Annotated in this window: 23 protein-coding genes; 15 read left to right on the forward strand and 8 right to left on the reverse strand. The window is 53.3% G+C overall.

Annotated features, from left to right (window positions below):
* The first annotated feature begins 24 nt into the window (after positions 1–24).
* The 5 genes from ACMHLI_RS17065 (at position 25) to ACMHLI_RS17085 (ending at position 4,565) form a co-directional block, all read left to right on the forward strand.
* Entirely contained in the window at positions 25–1,410 is a 1,386-nt protein-coding gene (locus tag ACMHLI_RS17065) for an MFS transporter (protein WP_413530492.1), read from the forward strand.
* Between the two features lie 46 nt (positions 1,411–1,456).
* Positions 1,457–2,872 carry an MFS transporter gene (locus ACMHLI_RS17070; protein ID WP_413530630.1) on the forward strand — a complete coding sequence of 472 codons (1,416 nt, stop codon included), beginning with the start codon at positions 1,457–1,459 and terminating at the stop codon, positions 2,870–2,872.
* Positions 2,873–2,939: 67 nt separating this feature from the next.
* Entirely contained in the window at positions 2,940–3,629 is a 690-nt protein-coding gene (gene ompL / locus ACMHLI_RS17075) for a porin OmpL (protein WP_413530493.1), read from the forward strand.
* Between the two features lie 160 nt (positions 3,630–3,789).
* Positions 3,790–4,215, forward strand: a complete 426-nt coding sequence (locus ACMHLI_RS17080; protein WP_413530631.1) for a secondary thiamine-phosphate synthase enzyme YjbQ — start codon at positions 3,790–3,792, stop codon at positions 4,213–4,215.
* Positions 4,212–4,565, forward strand: coding sequence for an MmcQ/YjbR family DNA-binding protein (locus ACMHLI_RS17085; RefSeq protein ID WP_413530494.1), 354 nt, complete (start codon positions 4,212–4,214; stop codon positions 4,563–4,565). Before ACMHLI_RS17080 ends, ACMHLI_RS17085 begins: the two co-directional genes overlap by 4 nt.
* On the opposite strand, the gene ACMHLI_RS17090 is transcribed toward ACMHLI_RS17085, so the two are convergent.
* Together ACMHLI_RS17090 and ACMHLI_RS17095 are read right to left on the reverse strand one after the other, a co-directional pair.
* Positions 4,554–5,468, reverse strand: coding sequence for a pyridoxamine 5'-phosphate oxidase family protein (locus tag ACMHLI_RS17090; RefSeq protein ID WP_413530495.1), 915 nt, complete (start codon positions 5,466–5,468; stop codon positions 4,554–4,556). The genes ACMHLI_RS17085 and ACMHLI_RS17090 overlap by 12 nt on opposite strands.
* A 5-nt stretch (positions 5,469–5,473) precedes the next feature.
* The gene (locus ACMHLI_RS17095; protein WP_413530496.1) at positions 5,474–6,094 is read right to left on the reverse strand and encodes a glutathione S-transferase family protein; all 621 of its coding nucleotides are present in this window, start codon (positions 6,092–6,094) and stop codon (positions 5,474–5,476) included.
* Positions 6,095–6,194: 100 nt separating this feature from the next.
* Between ACMHLI_RS17095 and ACMHLI_RS17100 the strand changes: the two genes are divergently transcribed.
* Together ACMHLI_RS17100 and ACMHLI_RS17105 are read left to right on the forward strand one after the other, a co-directional pair.
* Positions 6,195–7,112: a LysR family transcriptional regulator gene (locus ACMHLI_RS17100; protein ID WP_413530497.1), complete on the forward strand. Its 918-nt coding sequence runs from the start codon at positions 6,195–6,197 to the stop codon at positions 7,110–7,112.
* 115 nt (positions 7,113–7,227) lie between these two features.
* Positions 7,228–8,409: an alpha/beta hydrolase-fold protein gene (locus ACMHLI_RS17105; RefSeq protein WP_413530632.1), complete on the forward strand. Its 1,182-nt coding sequence runs from the start codon at positions 7,228–7,230 to the stop codon at positions 8,407–8,409.
* Positions 8,410–8,461: 52 nt separating this feature from the next.
* Here the strand turns inward: ACMHLI_RS17105 and uvrA are convergent, their stop codons facing one another.
* Positions 8,462–11,317: an excinuclease ABC subunit UvrA gene (gene uvrA, locus ACMHLI_RS17110; protein ID WP_413530498.1), complete on the reverse strand. Its 2,856-nt coding sequence runs from the start codon at positions 11,315–11,317 to the stop codon at positions 8,462–8,464.
* 324 nt (positions 11,318–11,641) lie between these two features.
* Here uvrA and ACMHLI_RS17115 point away from each other — a divergent pair, with 324 nt between their 5' ends.
* Entirely contained in the window at positions 11,642–12,187 is a 546-nt protein-coding gene (locus ACMHLI_RS17115) for a single-stranded DNA-binding protein (protein ID WP_413530499.1), read from the forward strand.
* Positions 12,188–12,272: 85 nt separating this feature from the next.
* Here the strand turns inward: ACMHLI_RS17115 and ACMHLI_RS17120 are convergent, their stop codons facing one another.
* Complete coding sequence (locus ACMHLI_RS17120; RefSeq protein ID WP_413530500.1) at positions 12,273–13,691, reverse strand: amidohydrolase family protein; 1,419 nt, start codon at positions 13,689–13,691, stop codon at positions 12,273–12,275.
* A gap of 95 nt (positions 13,692–13,786) precedes the next feature.
* Positions 13,787–14,641 (reverse strand): LysR family transcriptional regulator, encoded by an 855-nt coding sequence (locus ACMHLI_RS17125; protein ID WP_413530501.1) that lies wholly within the window; start codon positions 14,639–14,641, stop codon positions 13,787–13,789.
* Positions 14,642–14,885: 244 nt separating this feature from the next.
* Here ACMHLI_RS17125 and hpxO point away from each other — a divergent pair, with 244 nt between their 5' ends.
* The 3 genes from hpxO (at position 14,886) to ACMHLI_RS17140 (ending at position 17,785) form a co-directional block, all read left to right on the forward strand.
* Positions 14,886–16,043, forward strand: a complete 1,158-nt coding sequence (gene hpxO / locus ACMHLI_RS17130; protein ID WP_413530502.1) for an FAD-dependent urate hydroxylase HpxO — start codon at positions 14,886–14,888, stop codon at positions 16,041–16,043.
* Between the two features lie 147 nt (positions 16,044–16,190).
* Positions 16,191–16,928 (forward strand): hypothetical protein, encoded by a 738-nt coding sequence (locus ACMHLI_RS17135; protein WP_413530503.1) that lies wholly within the window; start codon positions 16,191–16,193, stop codon positions 16,926–16,928.
* A complete protein-coding gene (locus ACMHLI_RS17140) occupies positions 16,925–17,785 on the forward strand; it encodes a hypothetical protein (RefSeq protein ID WP_413530504.1) in 861 nt (286 codons plus the stop codon). Before ACMHLI_RS17135 ends, ACMHLI_RS17140 begins: the two co-directional genes overlap by 4 nt.
* Positions 17,786–17,825: 40 nt before the next feature.
* Here ACMHLI_RS17140 and ACMHLI_RS17145 read toward each other — a convergent pair whose 3' ends face one another.
* Positions 17,826–18,314 (reverse strand): hypothetical protein, encoded by a 489-nt coding sequence (locus tag ACMHLI_RS17145; RefSeq protein ID WP_413530505.1) that lies wholly within the window; start codon positions 18,312–18,314, stop codon positions 17,826–17,828.
* Between the two features lie 54 nt (positions 18,315–18,368).
* Entirely contained in the window at positions 18,369–19,274 is a 906-nt protein-coding gene (locus tag ACMHLI_RS17150) for a LysR family transcriptional regulator (protein WP_413530506.1), read from the reverse strand.
* A gap of 113 nt (positions 19,275–19,387) precedes the next feature.
* Here ACMHLI_RS17150 and ACMHLI_RS17155 point away from each other — a divergent pair, with 113 nt between their 5' ends.
* A complete protein-coding gene (locus tag ACMHLI_RS17155; RefSeq protein WP_413530507.1) occupies positions 19,388–20,131 on the forward strand; it encodes an SDR family oxidoreductase in 744 nt (247 codons plus the stop codon).
* A gap of 15 nt (positions 20,132–20,146) precedes the next feature.
* On the opposite strand, the gene ACMHLI_RS17160 is transcribed toward ACMHLI_RS17155, so the two are convergent.
* Complete coding sequence (locus ACMHLI_RS17160) at positions 20,147–20,527, reverse strand: tautomerase family protein (RefSeq protein ID WP_413530508.1); 381 nt, start codon at positions 20,525–20,527, stop codon at positions 20,147–20,149.
* A 367-nt stretch (positions 20,528–20,894) separates the two neighbouring features.
* On the opposite strand from ACMHLI_RS17160, the gene zorA2 reads away from it, so the two are divergent.
* The 3 genes from zorA2 to ACMHLI_RS17175 all read left to right on the forward strand — a co-directional run bounded on the left by zorA2 (position 20,895) and on the right by ACMHLI_RS17175 (position 24,344).
* On the forward strand, positions 20,895–22,547 hold the full coding sequence (zorA2, locus tag ACMHLI_RS17165; RefSeq protein ID WP_413530633.1) for a type II Zorya anti-phage system protein ZorA2: 1,653 nt from the start codon (positions 20,895–20,897) through the stop codon (positions 22,545–22,547).
* Between the two features lie 80 nt (positions 22,548–22,627).
* Complete coding sequence (gene zorB2, locus ACMHLI_RS17170) at positions 22,628–23,260, forward strand: type II Zorya anti-phage system protein ZorB2 (protein WP_413530634.1); 633 nt, start codon at positions 22,628–22,630, stop codon at positions 23,258–23,260.
* A gap of 4 nt (positions 23,261–23,264) precedes the next feature.
* Positions 23,265–24,344 (forward strand): HNH endonuclease, encoded by a 1,080-nt coding sequence (locus ACMHLI_RS17175; RefSeq protein WP_413530509.1) that lies wholly within the window; start codon positions 23,265–23,267, stop codon positions 24,342–24,344.
* Positions 24,345–24,347: the final 3 nt, after the last annotated feature.

The raw sequence follows: 24,347 nt of genomic DNA on the forward strand, positions 1-24,347 counted from the left end.
CCGGCGGAATAAAGGAGAATAAGAATGAGTCAGACCCACACAGCCGATCCCGCGACGCAACGTTTGCCTTTCAAAGAAAAACTGGCGTACGGAATGGGCGATTTAGGCTCCAATATCCTGCTGGATATTGGCACGTTGTATTTACTCAAGTTCTATACCGACGTGCTCGGCCTGCCGGGAACGTATGGCGGTATCATCTTTCTGATTGCCAAATTCTTTACGGCATTCACCGATATGGGCACCGGCATCATGCTTGATTCGCGCCGCAAAATCGGCCCGAAAGGAAAATTCCGCCCGTTCGTACTGTATGCCGCGTTTCCGGTGACCTTGCTGGCGGTCGCTAACTTTGCCGGCACACCGCTGGAGATGACGGGCAAAACGGTCGTGGCGACGGTGCTCTTCATGCTTTACGGGCTGTTTTTTAGCATGATGAACTGCTCCTACGGCGCGATGGTGCCCGCGATGACCAAAAATCCGAACGAGCGCGCGTCGCTGGCAGCGTGGCGACAGGGCGGTGCGACGCTTGGCCTGTTGTTATGTACCGTAGGATTTGTACCGGTGATGAACCTGCTCGAAGGCAGTTCGCAGCAGAGTTACCTCTTTGCCGCGACGATTTTCTCCCTGTTCGGGTTGCTATTTATGTGGCTGTGTTATGCAGGGGTCAAAGAGCGATATGTTGAAGCGGCGCACGCCAGCGCCACCCAGAAACCCGGTCTGTTGCAGTCTTTTCGTGCGATTGCCGGGAATCGTCCGCTATTTATTCTGTGTATCGCTAATCTCTGCACGCTGGGGGCGTTCAACGTCAAACTGGCGATCCAGGTCTATTACACGCAGTACGTGCTCAATGACCCGATTTTGCTCTCCTATATGGGCTTTTTCAGCATGGGATGCATTTTCATCGGCGTCTTCCTGATGCCCGCTGCCGTCCGGCGATTCGGCAAGAAAAAAGTTTACATCGGTGGTTTATCGCTGTGGATTATCGGCGACATTCTCAATTACTTCTTCGGCGGCGGGTCGGTGAGTTTTGTCGCGTTCTCCTGTCTGGCGTTCTTCGGCTCGGCGTTTGTGAACAGCCTCAACTGGGCGCTGGTGTCAGACACTGTGGAATACGGCGAATGGCGAACCGGGGTGCGCTCGGAGGGCACGGTCTACACCGGTTTCACCTTCTTTCGCAAAGTGTCGCAGGCGCTGGCCGGTTTCTTCCCCGGCTGGATGCTGACGCAGATCGGCTACGTCCCCAACGTTGTGCAGTCGGCAGGCACCCGCGAAGGCCTTCGCCAGCTGATCTTCATCTATCCGTGTGCGCTGGCGGCAATCACCATCGTGGCGATGGGCTGCTTCTATAATCTCAACGAGAAAATGTACGTCCGCATCGTGGCTGAGATAGAAGACCGGAAGCGTCAGGGGTAGTTCACTCAACAGGATGGCGCTTTCACTGGTGCCATGGGGATGGATGATGAAGCATTTATACCAGGATGATCCGCTGACGCTGCGTGAGAAGTGCGCCTACGGGATGGGCGATTTCGGCTCAAACCTGATGCTGTGCATCGGCACGCTGTATCTGCTGAAATTTTACACCGATGAACTCGGAATGCCGGCGTTCTATGGCGGGATTATCTTTTTAGTCGCCAAGTTCTTTACTGCCTTTACCGACATGCTGACTGGCGTGCTGCTCGATTCACGTCGCCAGATTGGGGCGAGAGGAAAATTCCGGCCGTTCATTCTCTACGCCTCGGTGCCAGTCGGGCTGGTGGCGACGGCGCAGTTTATGGCGAACGATTTCGGCCTGCCGGTTAAAACGGCGCTGGCAACGGTGCTGTTTATGCTGTTCGGACTCTTCTATAGCCTGATGAATTGCTCCTATGGCGCGATGGTGCCCGCCATCACCAGAAATTCTCAGGATCGCGCGCAGCTGGCGGCGTGGCGTCAGGGCGGTGCAACGCTGGGTTTATTGTTGTGCACAGTCGGATTTATGCCGGTACAGGCGCTGTTTAGTCAGTCGCCAACGCTGGGATATCTTATCGCCGCCCTGATCTTCGCCACCTGCGGGGTGTTCTGCATGTGGTGGTGTTACAGCGGCGTCAAAGAGCGCTATGTGGACGTCAGCCCGGCAGGGCACAAACCCGGCATTCTGAAATCTTTTCGCGCGATTTTTCATAACCCACCGCTGCTGGTGCTGTGCCTCGCCAACTTATGCACGCTGGCGGCGTTCAACATCAAACTGGCGATCCAGGTCTATTACACGCAGTACGTGCTCAATGATATCGGCCTGCTGTCATGGATGGGTTTCTTTAGCATGGGCTGCATTTTGCTCGGCGTGTTTCTTGTACCCGGCGCGGTAAGACGTTTTGGCAAGAAGCAGGTGTATCTGGGAGGTCTGGGGCTGTGGGCAGCGGGCGATATCATGAATTTCATGTGGGGTACCAGCTCGTTGTCCTTTGTTCTGTTTTCCTGCATGGCGTTTTTCGGTACTGCATTTGTGAACAGCCTGAACTGGGCGCTGGTGCCGGATACGGTGGATTACGGGGAATGGAAAACGGGTATTCGTGCTGAAGGCTCGGTATATACCGGTTATACCTTTTCCCGCAAAATTTCGGCCGCTCTTGCCGGTTTCCTACCGGGCATTATGCTGACGCAGATCGGTTATATTCCACACGCCATTCAAAGCAGTGAAACGCTGCTGGGTTTACGAAGGCTGATCTTTATTTGGCCATGCTCACTGGCGATTGCGGCGGCATTCATTATGGGCACCTTCTATAAACTTAACGAAGAGCGTTTTGCCAAAATTATTGAGGAGATTAGTCAGCGAAAGAAAAATACATTTCCTGAAAAGATAAGAGAAAATACAAAACCTTCTGTAGTCACACAATAAAAATAATGGCCGCTATCGGTCACCCGATCGGGTGGCGGCCTCCTTACGTCTGAAAAATGGATTTATCATGAAAAAATTGACGCTTTTACTCACACTCTCATCTGTTATTCCCGCTTCTGCTTTTGCTGGGGCGTATGTAGAAACGCGTGAAGCTTATAATACGGCTTCAGATTTAAACGAAGTGATCCTGCGGGCCGGCTATAACTTTGATATGGGCGCAGGCTTGATGTTCACCAATGCGTACAACGTCGGCAGGTGGGATGAAATTAAACACGGTTATAATGAAATCGAGGGCTGGTATCCCTTATTTAAACCTACCGATAAATTAACCTTCCAGCCTGGCGGTCTGATTAATGATAACAGCGACGGTTCCGGCGGGGCGGTGTATCTGGATATTAACTATAAATTTATTTCTTATTTTAATCTGACCTTTCGTTATCGTTATAACCATAGTAATTACGACACGCTGGATCTCAATGGTGATATGGATAAAAACGATACGCATGAGATCGCTAATTACTGGAACTTCAAAGTGACAGATTCCTTCTTTTACACCTTTGAACCACATTACTTTCAGCGTGTGAACGATTACAACAGTAAGAATGGCAAAGACCATCACTGGGAAATCACCAACAAGTTCAGCTACAAAATTGATCAGAACTGGCTGCCCTATCTCGAGTTGCAATGGCTGGATCGCTGGAATACCTATAACAGCGAGCAGTACCGTATCCGGCTGGGGCTGAGGTATACGTTCTGACCGCCCGCCAGTTCAGATGTCAAAGTGACAAAGAGCCGACAGCAATGTCGGCCCTTTTTTCTTCTTTACGCCTCTTTACGCCTTCCGCCTTTATTTTTCGTCATGTTGCTGCACACTTACTACAGTTGAATTTTACGCAGGCAAGGTGTTGAGAAATCCTATGTGGCATCAGCAAACTATTACGCTCGGCGCGAAATCGCGGGGCTTTCATCTGGTCACCGACGAAGTGATCGGCAAAATTTCGCGGCTCGGTGAGGTCCAAACCGGGCTGCTTCATCTGTTTATCCAGCATACGTCGGCCTCGCTGACGCTCAATGAAAACTGTGATCCGACGGTGCGGTTCGACATGGAGCAACACTTCATGCGAAGCGTGCCGGAGAATGCGCCCTACGAGCATGATTACGAAGGCCGCGATGACATGCCGGGTCACATTAAATCATCGTTACTCGGTGCATCATTAGTTCTGCCCGTTTCCAGAGGAAGGTTGCTGCTCGGCACCTGGCAAGGGATCTGGCTGGGCGAACATCGGATCGACGGCGGACAGCGCCGGATCGTCATCACATTACAAGGAGAAATCCAAACATGACCAGTTCGGAACTGCTGACTTACTGCATGGGAAAACCCGGTGCGGAGCAAAGTGTTGAAAATCAGCGCGGTGCAAATCAGGTAAAAGTGGGCGACGCTATGTTCGCCATGGTGTGTGATGTCGGCGGGCGTGAGGCGATTTCGCTGAAAACCAGCCCGGAGCTGGCGGAGCAGTTGCGTGCCAAACACCCTGAAATTGTACCGGGCGACCATCTCAACAAAGCGCACTGGAACACCGTGTATCTCGACGGCTCCCTGCCGGATTCACAGTTTTATTATCTGATCGACGGATCCTATCAGCTGGTGGTCTCTGGCCTGCCGGAAGCGGTGCGTCACAATTTAGGCATCTGATTCACGCTGCCAGTGACCGGTGTTCAGCGTGGCGGAAGAGTATTCCACGGTTTCAGCGCGCCACGGCAACGTGGAGCGAAAACGCCACAGGCGTGTGATGTCCAGCGTCCAGTAGCGTTCAGTGCCCGCCGGAACGGGGATCTCATCCGCCTGCCAGTGGATCTGCGTTGTGCCCTGAATATGCAAAATATCACCGTTGTCGAAATCGATAAACAGCAGCGCGGCGCGGGGTTCGGCCAGCAGATTCCCCAGCGTGTTCATGTACTTATTGCCGCGATAATCCGGTACCCATAGCCGGTTTCCCACCAGATGCGCAAATCCCGGCTGACCGCCGCGATGTGACACATCTGCGCCATCGGGCGCGTGACTGGCGATGAAAAAGGTGTCAGAGCGTGCAATCAGCGCACGGGCATCATCATCGGGCTCAGTCATATCTTCCCTCAGTGCCAGCGATGTGCTGACCGGTGCGTCGGCCAGTTGGCGGATCTGAATATATTGCGGACAGTTACCAAAACTCTGATCGACGACGATCTCGATCCGATTTTTGTCCATCCGCCCGATCCTGCCGTTGACGCGGTTGCGGCGCCGGTTAGAAAAATCGATCCCCAGCGCACCGATCTGTTTACCCGGCTGCAATGCCGCCAGCGCGGGATCGTCTGCCCGTCGCGGCGCGTTAACCCGTAAATGACCGTCATCTGGCGCACGGATAAAACCGGCAGGGCCGCTCAACAATGTCGCCACCGGCCAGCCGTTTTCATCCAGCGTTGAGATAAACAGGTAGGGCAGCGCGGCGAAAAACAGCTGATGTTGTTCTGGCATCGCCTCGCGGATCCCATGCGCGACGACGTCGAAACCGGCCAGTGCCTGCGCCTGACGTTCACCGGCATGGAACGGATTATTCATGGCGCTTACTTCTTGTCTTCTGGCAGCGGCAGGGCGGGCAGCGGCGTGAAGCCCGGCAGGCTCTCGATGCGCCTCAGCCAGCGTTGAATCGCAGGATACTGTGCCAGCGAAATACCGCCTTCCGGTGCGGTCGCGACATAGGCATAGCAGGCCAGATCGGCAATGGTGGCGCGCTCTGTCGCCAGAAACTCATGCGTCTCAACGTGCAGTTCCAGCTGCGGCAGGAATTTTGCCGTGACCGCCAGCGCGCTTTCCAGCGATTCCGGCGCGGAAAACTGTTTCACCATGCGCGCAGAGGCCGGACCGAAGCGCACTTCACCGGCGACGCGGGATAACCATTTCTGCACCTCTGCCGCTTTCAGCGGATCTTCCGACAGCCAGTGACTGTCTGGCGCGTAGCGTTTCACCAGATACACCAGGATCGCATTGCTGTCGGTGATGGCATGGCCGTCATCGACAAGCACCGGGATTTGCCCCAGCGGATTCAGACGTAAAAATTCGGCGGACTGACGTACATCGGCAGGCGCATCTTTCACTTCAAACGGTAAGTTGAGCATGTTGAGCAGCAGGGTGACGCGGTGGCAGTGGCCGGAAAACGGCGTGCTGAACAGTTGAATGGCGGGCATAAGGTTTCTCCTTTGTGGCTGTCATTGAAGATTACTCTTGCGCTAAACGATTGTGATCCACGAAGATTGAAATTGAGTGTTTCACTTTGTGGAAGAATCTATGGATCGTTTGGACGAAATGGCGATTTTTGTCGCCGTACTTCAGTATGGCAGCCTGGCAGAAGCCGCCCGTAAACTTCACCGTTCCCCTCCGGCAATCACCCGTGCCATCGCCTCGCTGGAACATCGCTTTGGCGCGCGGCTGGTTGAGCGCACCACGCGCAGCCTCGCGCCGACCGAAGCGGGTGCAAGGCTGGCCGAAAAAGCGCGCGTTCTGCTCAGCCAGTATCAGGACGCCGTCGAAGACGCGGCCGAAACCCAGCTCAGTGGTCTGTTGCGGTTAACTGCGCCGGTGCAGTTCGGCCGTAAACACGTTGCGCCGCTGGTGATGGCTTTTCTGGCGCAGAACCCGGACATGCAGATTGAAATGATGCTCAACGACCGCAATCTGGATTTTATTGACGAAGGGCTGGATCTGGCGGTGCGTATCGGACATCAGATTGATTCGGGGAAAGTCGCGCGCAAGGTGGCGGAAGTAACCCGCGTGCTGGTCGCCAGCCCGGATTATCTGGCCGAGTACGGCGTCCCACAGCATCCGTCGGAGCTGGCCAGGCATCAGACTATTATGGGCACGCTGCGAACGCAGATCCGCGAATGGCGGTTCGGACCGCACGAGGAGGGCCTGCGCGTGCGCCTCTCGCCACGGTTGCTGTCGAATGACGTTGAGTCGCAACTGCTGGCCGTGCGCAGCGGGCAGGGCATTGCGCGGCTGCTGTCGTATCAGGTAATGGACGATTTGCAGGCGGGAAACATGGTGCGGCTGTTAACGCATTTCGAACCGCTGCCGTTGCCGGTCCAGTTAGTGGCGCAGCAGGTGCAGCAGATGCCGCGTAAAGTCCGCACCTTCTGGGATTTTGCTTTTGAGCGGCTCAGCGCGCTTCCGCAGCTGCATTCCTTAGAATCAACCTCCAAACAGTGACGCCGATCACGCCCGCTTGCGGTAAAAATAACCTACTCTGAGAGTTGTGCAAAAACAGTGAGTTACTTAAGGACAGGTTGTCCGTCTGCTCACGCCAACCCAGAAGGAAAGGATGATGACCCGTAACCGGCTGAATCTCGCCACGCTTTTGATTCTGACGCTCAGTGCGCCGCTCCCCCTGACCGCGTTCGCGCAGAGCCTGCCGCAGGATCCTGACGCATCGTCTCCGGCGAAGACTTACATCACCGCCGTGAATCCTGATCTCACCATCACTTACCGGCTTTACGCGCCCACGGCGGAGCATGTGGACGTGGTGACCGGTTCAACGCCGGTGAGCTATATTCCTCATCAGATGACCAAGGATGAAAAAGGCGTCTGGAGCTGGACCTCTGCGGCACAAAAACCGGATCTGTATGAATATTTCTTTAACGTGGATGGCCTGCGCATCGCCGATCCGGGCAGTGCGATGCCGAAACCGCAGCGTCAGGTGAACACCAGCCTGATTCTGGTGCCGGGCAGTATTCTGGATGTGAAGAACGTGCCGCACGGCGAAGTGCGCATGCTGACCTACCATTCGGCGGCGCTGAATTCAGAACGGCAGGTGGCGGTCTGGACGCCGCCGGGCTACACCGATGCGTCGCAACCGCTGCCGGTGCTTTATTTCTATCACGGTTTTGGCGACACCGGCCGCTCGGCGCTGGATCAGGGGCGCATTCCGCAAATCATGGATAATCTGCTGGCGGAGAAAAAAATCGCGCCGATGTTAGTGGTCATCCCGGATACCGAAACCGACGCCAAAGGCATCGTGCCTGAGGAGTACGTCACTAAAGATCGCCGCAAAGAGTTCTATCCGCGCAATGCTGCCGCAGCGGATAAAGAGCTGACCGGCGATATCATTCCGTTGATTTCCAAAACCTTCCGCGTGCGTGATGACGCCGCCGGACGCGCGCTTGCGGGCCTTTCGCAGGGAGGATATCAGACGCTGGTCAGCGGGATGACGCACCTCGACCAGTTCGGCTGGCTGGCGACGTTTAGCGGTGTCAGCACGACGACGGTGCCGAATGCAGACGTGGCAAAACGCTTCGCCGAACCGGAGAAAATCAACGCGCAGCTGAAAAACTTTACAGTGGTCGTCGGGGAAAAAGATGTGGTGACGGGCAAAGATATTGCGGGGCTGAAATCTGAGCTCGAAGAGAAAAAGATTAAATTCGATTACCACGAATACCCGAATCTTGGCCATGAAATGGACGTCTGGCGCCCGGCGTATGTCGAGTTTGTGCAGAAGATTTTTAAATAGCGAATACAGAGAAAAAAAACCTTCCCAATCGGGAAGGCTTTTTGCATAGCGGTTAAGCCGTTTTCTTCGCCTGCTGGCGGTGGCGTTCCAGCAGCGGTTTCAGGAAGCGGGCGGTGTGCGATTCTTTGCATTCCGCCACGGTTTCCGGCGTACCGGCGACCAGAATCTGTCCGCCGCCTGCGCCGCCTTCCGGCCCCAGATCGACAATCCAGTCTGCGGTTTTAATCACGTCCAGATTGTGTTCAATCACCACGATGGTGTTGCCCTGATCGCGCAGCTGATGCAGCACTTCCAGTAATTGCTGAATATCGGCAAAGTGCAGGCCGGTGGTCGGTTCGTCAAGAATGTACAGGGTCTGACCGGTACCGCGTTTGGAGAGCTCGCGCGCCAGTTTCACGCGCTGCGCTTCACCGCCGGACAGCGTGGTTGCTGACTGGCCGAGGCAAATATAGGTCAGGCCGACGTCGATCAGTGTCTGCAATTTTCGCGCCAGTGCCGGCACGGCATCAAAGAATTCACGGGCCTCTTCGATGGTCATTTCCAGCACTTCGTGGATGCTCTTGCCCTTGTATTTCACTTCCAGCGTTTCGCGGTTGTAGCGTTTGCCACGGCACTGATCGCACGGCACATAAATGTCCGGCAGGAAGTGCATTTCTACTTTGATCACGCCGTCGCCCTGGCAGGCTTCGCAGCGCCCACCTTTGACGTTGAAACTGAAACGGCCAGGTGTATAACCGCGTGAACGGGATTCCGGTACACCGGCAAACAGTTCGCGAACCGGCGTAAAGATACCGGTGTAAGTGGCCGGGTTAGAACGCGGTGTACGGCCAATCGGGCTCTGGTCGATATCGATGACTTTATCGAAATGCCCCAGACCTTCGATCTCACGGTATGGTGCAGCTTCGGCAAGCGTCGCGCCGTTCAGTTCGCGCTGTGCCAGCGGGAAAAGCGTATCGTTAATAAGCGTAGATTTGCCTGAGCCGGACACGCCGGTGATACAGGTGAACAGACCCACCGGCAGCGTCAGCGTCACGTCTTTCAGGTTGTTGCCCTTGGCGCCGGAAAGCTTCAGCACTTTGGTGGCATCGGCAGGCACGCGTTGGGCGGGCACTGAAATCTCACGTTTGCCACTGAGGAACTGACCGGTCAGGGAATCTTCCTGCGCCATAATATCGTCGGCGGTGCCTTCGGCGACCACGCGGCCACCGTGAACCCCCGCACCCGGCCCGATATCAATGATATGGTCAGCGGCGCGGATTGCGTCTTCATCATGTTCCACCACGATCACGGTATTTCCGAGGTCACGCAGGTGGATCAGCGTTTCCAGCAGACGTTCGTTGTCACGCTGATGCAGGCCGATAGACGGCTCATCGAGGACGTACATCACGCCCACCAGTCCGGCACCGATCTGGCTCGCCAGACGGATACGCTGGGCTTCACCGCCGGACAGGGTTTCAGCAGAACGGGAAAGCGAGAGATAATTCAGGCCAACGTTCACCAGGAATTTCAGGCGATCGCCAATCTCTTTCAAGACTTTCTCGGCGATTTGCGCGCGCTGGCCGCTGAGTTTCATATTGCGGAAGAAATCCATCGCATGACCGATGCTGAAATCAGAGATTTCCGGCAGCGTCGTTTCTTCCACAAATACGTTACGCGCTTCTTCGCGCAGGCGGGTGCCTTTGCAGGATGCGCATGAACGGTTACTGATGTATTTCGAGAGCTCTTCACGCACCGCGCTGGATTCCGTTTCTTTATAACGGCGCTCCATGTTGTGCAGCACGCCTTCGAACGGATGACGACGAATCGACGTATCACCGCGATCGTTAATGTATTTGAATTCAATGGTCGTTTTGCCGGAGCCGTGCAGGATGGCGTTTTTCACGTCGCTGCTTAGTTCGTTATAAGGCGCTTCTACATCAAAATCATAATGCTCGCCGAGAGAGCGCAGCATCTGGAAGTAATAGAAGTTACGGCGATCCCAGCCGCGGATGGCGCCACCGGCCAGGGAAAGCTCAGGGTTTTGCACCACGCGATCCGGATCGAAAAATTGCTGTACGCCCAGACCGTCGCAGGTCTGGCAGGCACCGGCCGGGTTATTGAACGAGAACATGCGCGGTTCGAGCTCGCTCATGCTGTAACCACAAATCGGGCAGGCAAAGTTCGCCGAGAACAGCATTTCCGGGGCTTTCGGGTCATCCATATCAGCGACCACGGCAGTACCGCCGGAGAGCTCCAGCGCGGTCTCGAAGGATTCCGCCAGACGTTGTTGTAAATCTTCGCGCACTTTAAAGCGGTCAACCACGACTTCGATGGTGTGCTTTTTCTGCAGTTTCAGCTTCGGCGGATCGGACAGATCGCACACTTCGCCGTCGATACGCGCACGGATGTAACCCTGCGACGCCAGATTTTCCAGCGTTTTAGTGTGCTCGCCTTTACGATCTTTGATGATCGTCGCCAGCAGCATCAGGCGCTGGCCTTCCGGCTGCGCCAGCACGTTATCAACCATCTGGCTGACGGTCTGGGCTGACAGCGGAACGTTATGATCCGGGCAGCGCGGCTCACCTACGCGGGCAAACAGCAGACGCAGATAGTCGTGGATTTCCGTGATAGTCCCGACGGTAGAACGCGGGTTGTGCGATGTCGATTTTTGCTCAATCGAAATCGCCGGAGACAGACCTTCAATATGGTCAACGTCCGGTTTTTCCATTAAGGATAAAAATTGGCGTGCATAGGCAGACAGCGACTCGACGTAGCGGCGCTGGCCTTCGGCGTACAGCGTGTCGAACGCCAGAGAGGACTTGCCAGATCCCGATAAGCCGGTGACAACAATCAGTTTGTCGCGCGGGATAATCAGGTTGATATTCTTGAGATTATGGGTGCGTGCGCCCCGAACTTCGATCTTATCCATTCATCATTCCCGGATTAACTTGATAGCTCACCGTGCCGGTGACCGTCGGAAAATGTTGCATCGCGCCGGTCAGCGAATCGGGCACAGAGAAGAACGTAACGCGCAATTATGACACAAATCACAGTCTATGCCACCCCGAAACCTGAATGTATATCCAGTACTCGATGTAACGGCGGAACGTTTGCTGAACAATCTGGAAAGAATGCCGCATCCTTTTACATCCGTGGTACGAAGGGAACGATTTGTGGTTATAATGACGCGAAGTGAGACCCTCACACCCAAACTGTGGTTTCAACCACGACATACATCATCAGGAGAATCCACATGGCCAGCAGAGGCGTAAACAAAGTTATTCTCGTCGGTAATCTCGGGCAAGATCCGGAAATCCGTTACATGCCAAACGGCGGCGCAGTGGCTAACATGACACTGGCGACTTCCGAAAGCTGGCGTGATAAAGCCACCGGCGAGCAGAAAGAAAAAACCGAATGGCACCGCGTTGTACTGTTCGGCAAACTGGCCGAAGTTGCCGGTGAATACCTGAAAAAAGGTTCTCAGGTTTATATCGAAGGTGCACTGCAAACCCGTAAATGGACCGATCAGGCTGGCGTTGAAAAATACACCACCGAAGTCGTTGTTAACGTGGGCGGCACCATGCAGATGCTCGGCGGCCGTGCAAGTGGCGGCGGCGCACCAGCAGGCGGTGGTCAGGCAGCAGGCGGCGGCCAGCAGGGCGGTTGGGGTCAGCCTCAGCAGCCACAAGGCGGCAACCAGTTCAGCGGCGGCCAGCAGGCGCGCCCGGCGGCGCAAAACAACGCACCAGCACAGAACAACGAACCACCAATGGATTTCGACGACGATATCCCGTTCTGATGTTCGCCTTCGGGCATTCATGTCAGAAACCGAAAAAGCCCCGAAAGGGGCTTTTTTGTTGTCAGGATTTAATTTTTTCTGAGTATCAAACCTTCCCCACTGCGCCAAACACCAGTCTTCCCTGATGGAACGTCGCTTTCACCTCTGAAACACGCGCAACGGCTTCTGCCGAGCAACTGGCGTCGACCAGAATCATTTCGGCGTTGTCGTTAACGGCGGGCCACTGGCGTTTTCCTGCATCGTCGAGCGGCAGGATGTTGCCGGTGGCGATGGCGAGTGAGCGCGTGAGGCCGAATTCGTCGGAGTTACCGTAGAGCTGGGCGTAGAGGCTGGCTTTTTCCAGCATGCTGCCAGTGCCGAACGGCGACCAGTGGTCGATCACGCTGTCGGTACCGGTCATAACGAAGACGCCGTTCTGGCTCAGCTGTGGCAGCGGCATGTTCAGTTTGCCAAGCGGGATGGTGGAGGCGACGGTCAACTGCTGCTCGGAAAGCCCCGCGATCACTTCTTCAAGTTCTTTGCCCTGCATCATCGCCAGCGCGAAACCGTGGCTGAGCGTCACTTTTCCTTTTAACGGTGGATTTTTCTCCACGGTCTGAATCATGTATTTCACCGCCGCGATCCCGGCTGGCGTGGTTTCATGCAGATGAATATCCACACCTTTACGGGTATCCAGCGCAATCTGGAACATCGCGTCCAGCGATTTTTCCATCGCGCCGTCAACGTTAGTCGGATCCAGTCCGCCGACGAATTGCACGCCCATCTGCATCGCTTCGCGCATCAGGCCATCGACTTGCGAATGCAGTAAACCGTGCTGAGGAAACGCCACGATCTCACAAGTGAAATCCTGCTGATGTTTTTCCAGCGCGATTTTCAAATGTTCGAGGCTTTTCAGGCCGCTGACCGGATCGATGTTGCAGTGGCTGCGCGCCACGGTGGTGCCTTTGGAATGCAGCAGGCCAATGATCGCCTCGGCGTGCCCGACCGACGTCGGCAACAGTTTAGGAATCAGCACCTGCTCGCGGGCAATCATATCCATGATGGTTTTGCCTTTGCGCGGGCGCGGTGCTTCCCACTTGCCGCCGTAAAAGGTCTTATCGAGGTGAATATGCATATCTCGGGTGGCAGGCAGGAGAAGCAATCCTTTGGCGTCAAAAGCCGGTAACGTGCTGGCCGGTGCGCCATTTGCGGGCTGAATGGCGACGATCTTGCCGTTATCGATCTCCAGATTATAGAGCCCCGTGCGGGTGCCGATGACCATATCGCCTTCGCGTTCAAACCCTTCTTCCAGCCGGACATTACGCAGCAGGTAGTGTGGCGCGGATATTGCGCTTATCTGGCCAGTGTCTTCACACTTTTCCGATTTTATGCCTGCGCTGACGGTCGAGGCTGAAGCCATTCCGGTGGCCAGTAACGCGCTGGTGGCAGTGATTTTGGCGCTGTGAGAGAGAAAGTTTCTGCGGCTTTGTTGCTGAGGATTTTGCACGTCGAATTCCTTAATCATGATGCTCAGAGGATGCTGCTTTCCCTTCACCCTAAAAGATCCGGCCGGTTCCGGCTGCGATATTTGCCACTGCCAGCCAGTGGAAAACGCAATGACTAGCTGAGCTGGCAAAACGTCCGCAATTTTCCGGCCAGTGCTCTCTGTGCGGGCGTGGCGTCCGGGCGATAAAACAGTGCCAGTTCGACGTTATCAATCTGCGGCAATCCGCTCTCTGTGCCCAAAGTTCGATGCTCCGGCAGGCGGCAGCTGGCGGGCAGCAGCGTGACCCCCAATCCTGCTGCGCTTGCGGCGACCAGCGCGGCCAGGCTGGCGCTGCTGTAGCTTATCCGCCAGCTGCGCCCGATGGCATCCAGCGCCTGACAAAGTTCATCGCGATACAGTGCGTTGAGTGGAAACAGCACCAGCGGCACCGGGTCACGCTCAAATGCAGGAAACTCGGCGCTGTCGAGCCACAGCATCGGCTCGGGGCGCGACGCGTTAGCTTTCTCACCGGTGAGCTGTTTTACCAGAATGATATCCAGCATGTCCTGTTGCCACGCGCGGCGCAGCTCGTGGCTCAGGCCGCTGGTGACGTCGAGACGGATATGCGGATGCTCGCGGCAAAACTGCGCCAGCAGCGGGGTAGTTGCGGCAGCTAAATCTTCGGGAACGCCAAGACGTACTACGCCGTCACGCCACTGATCGCTCAGAGCGTCATGCGCTTCGCCGTTGAGCGCGATGATGCGACGCGCGTAGCCGAGTAGCCGTTCGCCCTCTTCGGTGAGCTGGACCTGATGCGACGTGCGCTCCAGCAAAGGTTTTCCAAGCGCGTCTTCCAGCCGGCGGATCTGCTGGCTGACCGTTGACTGCGATAAATACACACGATCGGCAGCACGGGTAAAACTGCCGGTCTCGCACACGGCGACAAAACTGAGTAACTGCTGCGGGCTGAACATCGGATAGCGATTCATTTCATCACTACTTCTGGTTACGGTATTTGAAATCTGAATACTTCGAAGAGTATCAACCTTCGCCCTCACGCACCAGACTGGCTCCTGATCGGCGGTTAATCAAAAACGACGCCTCGTTTTAGTGCAATCCCCTTATGTTTCGCGGCGGAGGATTTCACTTAAGATTGTATACAAGGCATTCGTGGCAAATTGCCGTTGTGGTACAGAAATTGCTTTTTCCTTGTAAGACTTCAAGGAGAAAAACATGAAAGCGATCGTGATTGGTGGCGGTATTGGCGGCACGTGTGCGGCGATTGCGCTGAAACGTTTTGGTATTGAGACCGCGGTATACGAGGCGGTGAAAGAGATCAAACCGGTGGGCGCGGCGATTTCCATCTGGCCAAACGGCGTGAAATGCCTGAATTATCTCGGCATGAAGGACGCGTTGCGGGCGCTGGGCGGGCAGATGCGCTTCATGGCGTACAAAGAATATCAGCAAGGCCAGACCATGACGCGATTCAGTATGGATCCGCTGATTCAGAGCGTCGGCGAACAGCCGTATCCGGTGGCGCGCGCCGAGTTGCAGTCGATGTTGCTCGATACTTATGGTCGCGACAAAGTGCAGTTCGGCAAGCGCGTGACGCACGTCGAAGAGTCCGCTGACAGCGTCACCGCCTGGTTTGACGACGGCTCATCCGCCACCGGCGATCTGCTGATAGCCGCCGACGGCACCCATTCTGTTATCCGTCAGTATGTGCTGGGTTACGCCACTGAGCGCCGTTACGCCGGTTACGTTAACTGGAACGGGCTGGTGGAAATCGACGAAAGCATCGCGCCCGCCGATCAGTGGACGACCTTCGTCGGCGAGGGCAAGCGCGTTTCCCTGATGCCGGTGAGTGGTAACCGTTTCTACTTCTTCTTCGATGTGCCGCTGCCCAAAGGTTTACCGGAAGACCGCGCTACGGTGCGTGACGATTTACAGCGCTATTTCGCCGGATGGGCCGCACCGGTACAGAAACTCATCGGCATGATTAATCCGCAAACCACCAATCGCGTGGAAATCCACGATATCGACCCGTTTATGCAACTGGTGAAAGGGCGTATTGCGCTGCTCGGCGATTCCGGTCACAGCACTACGCCGGATATCGGGCAGGGCGGCTGCGCAGCGATGGAGGATGCCGTCGTGCTGGCCAATATGCTGCAAACCAATTCGTTGGGAATCGAAGATGCGCTGCTGCGTTATCAGGAGAAACGTGCCTGCCGCGTCAAGGATTTAGTGCTGAAAGCGCGCAAACGCTGCGACGTCACCCACGGCAAAGAAATGGCGGTGACCGAGCAATGGTACGAAGACCTGAAACAGGAAACCGGCGAGCGTATTCTGTCCGGCATGTGTGAAACCATTCTGGGCGGACCGCTGGAATAAACTCTCCAGGTTTGTGATCTGAAGGGGAATGTTGCGCGCATTCCCCTTAAATCCACCATAAAGTTCTCTGCGTTTTTGCCGAAAATAGCATCAGTAGGATCATGATATCCACTGGCGCTCTGCGCAAAAACATAGGGACTTATCGGCATGACAATCAATGCTCTGGCAGGAAATCAGTCGGTTACGCCGCTGGTAACCGCAATAAAAACAACGGCGACGGTGTCTTCCGCTGCGGCGCAACAGCAGGCTGCTACCACGCAGTCCACCGCTGTTACCCTCGGTCAGGCGACAACCAGTACGCCGGTCTACACCATCACCCGGCCGGCTTTGGCCTGGGAAAGCGCATCAAGCGATCTTCTTTCGTCCAAACTCGCAGGTAACTTCAGTGCCTCCGGGAATGCGGCGCGTTTTGCCGGTCTTGGCTCGGCGCTGATGGAACGCTTTGCACACAACGGCGGAAATTATTCGCAGTCGGTGATCAGACAGACAGCTTCTTCGCAGGCGGATTCCGCCACCTCGCTGGCGACCGTTTCCAGACAATCGCAACTGCACACCAAAGCCGACAATCAGATCAGCCTGAGTATCAAAACTGCCAGCGGCGCGCTGGTGGATATCACGCTCGGCAGTGATGCTGACGGTCTTGGCGTTCAGGTTAACGTCAGCAAAGGCACGCTGAGTGATGCCGACCGGCAGGCGCTGGCGAAGATGGCGGACGGTTTTCAAAAAGCAATTGATGGACTGACGGCGCAGCCGCCGAAGCTGGATCTGAGCGGCCTGACCCAATTTGATACCTCGTACTGGCTTCAGTCGATCTGCACGCCAGTCTGGGCACCGACAATACGCAGACGCTGGATTTCCACGCCGACGCCAGTACCCGCTCGGTGAAATCCACCGGGATCGACGGCACGGTGGATATCAGCGTGGACATGAGTAAGCGCGCACTTCTTGGCACGGAAAGCCAGCAGACGCAGGCGCTGAATCAGTATCTGAAGCAGTTCGACAGTGCGGGAGTGCGCGGCAACGCCAATGATTCGTTGATGACGATGTTCAAAGATGCCTTCACGGCGCTGAACAGTCATTACGGTGAGACGTCGACGACGCATAAAAGCAGTGGTAAAGAGCCGGTGTATTTTTCACTGACGAAGACCGATAAAAACATGGTCTCGGGGCTGGCGGATTTCACGGCTTCGATTTCGCAGACACCGGGGGATAAAACCAATCCGATGCGGCCGGATGAAGTGGACACGTTCTCCTATCAGGTTTCGCAATCGAGCAGCATTACCGGCATCAGCTCGCAGGATCGCAACATCTCTCAGAAGCAGCAGTCACATCTGGTCGCCAGCTATCACAAATCGCTGACGGCGGGTTTACAGCTCAACCTGACGACTGACCGGAACTCGCAAAATTACCTGTATTATCAGATTGATGATAAAGCCGAAAGCACCACCAACATCCAGTATCAGAAGGGTGCACTGGTGAGTGCGTCGGTGGATCAGAGCGCCAGCACGTCCACGCATATTCAAAAATATGTGAAGGGATGGCTGGAGTCTGACACCACCACGCCGGTGGAAACGTCGAAAACCACCGATCTGCTCGGTAAGCTGCAATCAGCCTGGGAAAATGATAAATCGCGGATGTCGTTCCAGGATTATCTGACTCAGCATTCGTTGCCGGACCTGAGCAGTCTGGTGTTGCTGGAGTCAGATCCTGATCAGCTGCAAAAAAGTTCAGCGACGTTCTGATAGCCTTGCAAACAGCCTCGCAGGAGGCTGTTAACCTTCTTCACACCATCTCAAACTTCGTGCCTTTGAGCACAATGTCGGTAAATTGCAGATGATGCATAAACTCCCGCAAAATCAGCAAAGTCGCGGCGAAATCGTTGCCGTCGGGTAATCCTTCAAAATGTGCAGGGCGGCCGTTAATCACTAACGCCAGCCGGTCAAACGTGCGTTCGACGGCGTCGACGGACAGCGTCATCACTTCATTTTCCGCCACACCGGCAATCCGGGCGAGCGCGCGGATATCGTTGTCGTTACTGAACAGGCGCGCGCCGGGCGGAATATCGTGACGGATGCGGCTGATCTCATCTTCGACCACCATAATGGCCGTTTCCATTTCATCCGGCGTTGGCGGTGAGTGAAGAAAATAACCGACGGAGGTCAGCTGCGAGCCGAGCGTCAGCGGCAGCGTTTTTTCCTCGCCGTCGGTATTTCTGATTGTAATCAGCGTTTCTTCGCTGCCGATATGCAGCAGTACAACAGGTGTTGTCATCAGCGATCCTCCAAAACGGGTTTTTCTAACTTACTCCGAATTCACGCGGGCGGTCTATCCCGCCAACGGCGTATTGTGCTTCGCAAACTCTTTAACTATCCAGTCGATAAACACCCTTACGCGGGGCGAAAGCTGGCGGTTGCGGGGATAAAGCAGGGAAACCGGCAATGAACCCACCGGGAAATTTGCCAAAATTTGCAACAGTTTTCCCTGCGCCAGATCCTCCGCCAGGCCGTACTGCGGCACCTGAATGATCCCCATCCCGCGCCGTGCGGCTTCTTTCATGCTTTCGGCGCCGCTGACCGACAGGCTGGTCGGCAGTATCACTTCGCGCGGTTTTCCCTGATTTTGAAATACCAGCGGCAACAGGCCACCGGTCGCGCTCGAGCGGAAGCCAATCATCCGGTGAGCGTGGAGATCATCCGGCGTTTGCGGTGTGCCGAAGCGTTGCAGATAATCCGGGCTGGCGCAGGTGATTTCTGCCAGCGTCCCCAGCGGGCGTGCCACCATATCGCTGTCTTTCAGCTCACCGGCGCGGATCACGCAGTCGATGCCTTCGCGCACTAAATCCACCAGCCGGTCACCTTCGCTCAGATAAAACTCGATATCAGGATACTGCGCCAGAAAATCCGGCAGGCCGGGCAATAAGAAATGTCGTGCCAGCGTCCCGTGCGCATCCACCCGCAACAGCCCTTTGGGTTGCGCACCCGCAAAGGCCATTTCAGCATCTTCTACGTCGGCCAGAATGCGCAGGCAGCGCTGATAATAGGCTTCACCATCCAGCGTCGGGCTGACGTGGCGCGTCGTGCGTTCCAGCAGGTGGACATTCAGCCGCGCCTCCAGCTGCTTTATCGCATCCGTAACCGTTGAGCGTTTGAGGCTCAAATTCTCTGCGGCCTGCGTAAAACTGCGCAGTTCCACCACACGGGTAAACAGCCGCATGCTCTCGAGTTTATCCATGATGATTGTTCGCCTTTTCCGGATAGTGATATCGAATATCGGGTAATTATCCGGCAGCGTCAATCCGCTATGCTTTGTTCACTGACCGACAATTAGCCTTAAGGAAACATCCCATGACGTCTTCAACTCAACATAAAGTGGCGCTGGTGACCGGCGCATCACGCGGAATTGGCGCGGCGATTGCTGAGCGTCTGGCTCAGGACGGCTTCACCGTGATCGTGAACTATGCACGCGGCGCGGCAGAGGCCGATGCGGTGGTAAGTAAGATCGAAAAAGCGGGCGGAAAAGCGATCAGCGCACAGGCCGATGTCAGCGATGCAGCTGCGGTTCGCCGGATGTTCGCCAGCGCAGAACAGGCGTTCGGCGGCGTGGACGTGCTGGTGAATAATGCCGGGATCATGATGCTTTCCGCCATTGCCGACACCGACGACGCCGCGTTCGACCGACTGATCGATATCAATCTCAAAGGCACCTTCAACACCCTGCGTGAGGCGGCGAAAAATCTGCACGACGGCGGGCGCATCATCAATTTTTCCTCAAGCGTGGTGGGGTTGTATCAGCCGACGTATGGCGTCTACGCCGCGACGAAAGCCGCAGTGGAAGCGCTGAGCCGCGTCCTGACTAAAGAAATGCGCGGCCGCAATATCACCGTAAACACGGTAGCACCAGGTCCGACGGCAACGGATTTATTCCTCAACGGAAAATCCGGGCAACTGATTGAAAACATCACCAAAATCGCGCCGCTCGAACGCCTCGGCCAGCCGCAGGACATCGCCTCCGTCGTCGCCTTCCTCGCCGGCCCCGACGGTGCGTGGATTAACGGGCAAACGCTCAAGGCGAACGGGGGGATTGTTTGAGGGGATAACGGTAAATCACGCGTACTGCGCTTCGCCATTGCCGAAGGACCAGTTCTCTTTCGGCACTTCCACCAGACTGATAAAGACATCTTCCAGCCGCAGACCGACTCTTTCATGCAGGCCATAAGCCACGGCGTGATAGAACGCCTTCTTCATTTCCACCGTCCGGCCGGTATTAAGCGTGATCTGAATGACGATGCAGTTAGGGCTGCGCTGGATATCGAGATAATCCGGGGAAATCATCATTTCTTCCGGAGAGTGTTCAGCGATGACGATAAAGCGATCATTTTCCGGCACGTTCATCTGAGTCCGCAGCGCCTCGTAAACGGTATCCCCCACGGTTTTACGGTAGGTTTCGGGTTTTCCTTCGACCATATCAATACGAACAAATGGCATCTTTTTATCCTCATTTTAATTTGCAGGGCGCGTATCTCGCTGGATGCGGCCTTTCAGGTATGCATTAGGATGAGGGGCGTGTCGAGATTAATTTTGTTCGAATGAGTTATTCTGTTAATGATTTTTCTTCCTTTCGCGAATTTATCTTTAAACGCATAAAAATTAAGCATCAACTTAAGTCAAATAATTAGGTTTTCATTAAAATTGATAAACGATTAAGAATGATAATTATCATGCCTTTATCGATTGTTTTTTGGTATTTTATGTTTCCTTTTTCTGACAACGCCTGTTTTCAGAATCCATCGTAAAAATTTATATAAGCCAAGGTATATGCCTGCGCTTCTTTAAATGTTTCAAAGGAATGATGATGCTTTCAAAAATGCTGGAATCTTTGCTGAGTACAATGAGCTCAACAATGATAACTGATTGTTTTATTTGGGCTGTTATCGCAGTATTTTTTGGCGCTTTGTATGCCAGACGAAAAGGAAAATCACCCCATTTTCTGGAATATGCACCTACTTTAATGACTGCGCTTGGGATCCTCGGGACCTTCGTGGGGGTTGTCATCGGGCTTTTGCATTTCGATACGACAAATATAGAAAACAGCATTCCTGTTTTACTTGGTGGCCTAAAAACCGCATTCATTACAAGTATTGTCGGGATGCTGGGCGCATTAGCGTTTAATATTGCAGATACATTGCTCCCCTCAAATAAGCCCAATGGCGTGGGTCCGGCAACGCCGGAGACCGTAACGCCTGACCATATACATCAGGTTCTCCAGTCTCAGCACAAACTTTTAGAAAGAATTGCCTTTGGATTCGATGGAAATGATGAAGTCTCTTTAGTCGGACAGCTGAAATTATTACGCTCGGATATGGGCGATATCTCTAAAGCAGATAAGAAGTACCATGAAGAGTTCAGTCAGAAATTATGGAGTGAACTGACTCATTTTGGTGATCTGATGGCTAAGGGAGCCACGGAGCAAATTATTGATGCGCTGAGAAAAGTGATTGTTGATTTTAATAATAACCTGACTGAACAATTTGGTGAGAATTTTAAAGCTCTGGACAGCTCAGTGAAAAAACTTGTTGAGTGGCAGGAGGCTTATAAAGAGCAGGTCGACGTTATGGGAGAACAATATAAGCAAAGTGTTGATTCTCTTATGAACACAAAGCAGGCAGTTGCTGGGATTTGGGAAGAGTGTAAAGAGATCCCGCTTGCGATGGCAGAACTTCGGGACGTATTACAGGTTAATCAGCATCAGATTGGGGAGCTTTCACGGCATTTAGACGCATTTGTTATTTTAAGAGACAAGGCCACTGAGGCTGTTCCTGCGATCCAGATGAAGCTCGATGAGGTCGGTGAGCACCTGAAAGCTGGTGCGTTAAGCGTTAGCGCCTCCCTGGAGCAGACCGGCGGGCAGTTGTTGATCAATGCCAATTCAATGCGCGTTGCCCTGGATGAAGGAGCTGAAGGCTTTAGGAACTCAGTTACGCAAACGCAACAAGCCTTTGCCTCTATGGCGCATGACGTTGCGAACTCTTCCGAGTCACTCACTGCCACCTTGGGTGAAACCGTACAGGAGATGAAATCCGGTACGACAGACATGCTGAGTTCTATGCAGCATTCAGTTACTGAAATGGGCGGTAAGTTACAAGCGCATTCTCTCGAGCTTTCAAAAACAATGAAAACGCAGGCAGATGAATTAGCTGATGCATTGAATAATAATTCGAGCAACATGCTGGAGACTTTGCAGACTTCATTTAATAAAGCGAATTCAGGACTGACTACGCACGTCAGTGATTCGGTCGAACGTTTCGGCGAGGCCATCAATACACAACTCAAAGCATTTGAAGAGGCCACAGATCGCGAAATGAATCGTGAGTTACAGGTTCTGGGAACGTCACTGATCTCTATCAGCCAGGGGTTTGTTAATAATTACGATCAGCTGATGAAGGAATATCAGGCCTACACAGTGCAGCTTAAATCCTTACTTGATGAAAAAGGCAGTCGCAGGTAAATAACATGGAAAAATTCTTAGGCAAGGCGACAACGGTTACCAAACAGGACAATGAGCATTGGATATCCATGTCGGACCTGATGGCGGGACTTATGATGGTGTTCCTCTTTATTTCAGTAGCCTACATGCATTACGTGCAAGTTGAGAAAAATAAAATAAAAGAGGTTGCAGTCGCCTATCAAAATGCTCAGACAGAGCTTTATAATGCGCTCGAAGCGGAGTTCGCAAAAGATTTACCTGACTGGGATGCTGAAATTGACAAGCAAACCTTAGAGTTCAGATTTAAATCTCCTGATGTGTTGTTTAAAACAGGCAGCGCTGATTTACAACTAGGATTTAAGTCAACGTTGGATAATTTTTTCCCACGTTATCTTGCCGTGTTGGATAAATTTAAAGACCACATTACGGAAGTTCGCATAGAAGGGCATACCAGCAGTGACTGGACAGGAACCTCCAACCCGGATGTTGCCTATTTTAATAATATGGAACTGTCGCAGGGCAGAACCCGGACGGTTCTTGAATACGTCTATGAGATGGATGATATAGCCAACCAGCGCCCCTGGATTAAATCGCATTTCTCTGCCGTAGGTTATTCCTCTTCGCACCCTGTTATGACGGCAAAGGGGCGGGAGGATCCACAACGCTCAAGGCGAGTGACGTTCAAAGTGCTGACCAACGCTGAACTTCAAATACGACGGATCATTCAGGAGTAATTCGATGAAACTCAATATTGATTTCTCCGAGCTTATTCGTTTGGGAAAACGTATGTCACCCAATGGTGTGGAGTTTGTTCTTGCAGAGTCCAATAATGATTTTTTACCTATTTATATTCCTGAATTAAAACCTAAGCCTGTAAAAATCACTGAGTTAGATCCGGGAACTGGGCTGATTTTTCTTAAGGGTCTTCAGGTATTACTTTACATCCGTGATCACAGTAATATATATGATGCTACAATTAAAAATTCAAGCAATGGAAATAAGTACCATATTGCATGGTGTAAGGTTTTACAGACGATGAGGCAAGAAGGTCGTTTTGGACGCTATCATATGAACTACAGACTTAATGGTCTGTTTGAAATTGATGATGGGCATGGAAGGCATCAGGATGTAAAATTAAATGTTTGTAAAAGCTGCCTTGAACATCTTAATTATCGTGGCAGTGCTGATCGTGAGAAAAGGAAGCATGTATTTAAAGAATTTATACTAAATGAGTTTCTTGCAAATTATAGTACCTGTTTTCAGTATATGCCTGAAGGTGTTTTCACTTCAAAAAACAGCGGTTATACGGAAGATTGGAAAAGTATATCCAAGGAAATAAGAAAAAGAAAAAAATTTGTATGTAGTGATTGTGGTGTAGATATGAATAACCATACATCGCTTTGTGATGTTCATCATAAAGATGGTGTGAAAAATAATAATAGTGATAATAACTTAGAAGTTTTATGCAGAGACTGCCATCGAAAGAGGCCGTTTCATGGATGGATGTTTCTTGAAGCGGCTGATATGAAGAAGATCCAAACGAGTCGAGCACAACAAAAGCTTCTCGCTCTCAAAAAATGGTGTGATGTTTATTCCCTGACAGATACTTCACTTCATGGGGATCTGCAAATGTTAGAAGCTCAAAGATATTCTTTGCCGGAACTTTGCCTTCAGATAAATGATGATAAAAATAATGCCGTAATTCTGGACGCCGCATGGGCTGATGAGAAAATAGCTATTAATCTTGAACAAATAAATGTGCCTGGCTGGAGGATATTTACTGTGGGAGAGGTTGTCACCTATATCAACGGGGCATAAAGG

It is taken from the genome of Rahnella inusitata (assembly GCF_965118895.1).
Classification (GTDB): Bacteria; Pseudomonadota; Gammaproteobacteria; order Enterobacterales; family Enterobacteriaceae; genus Rahnella; species Rahnella inusitata_A.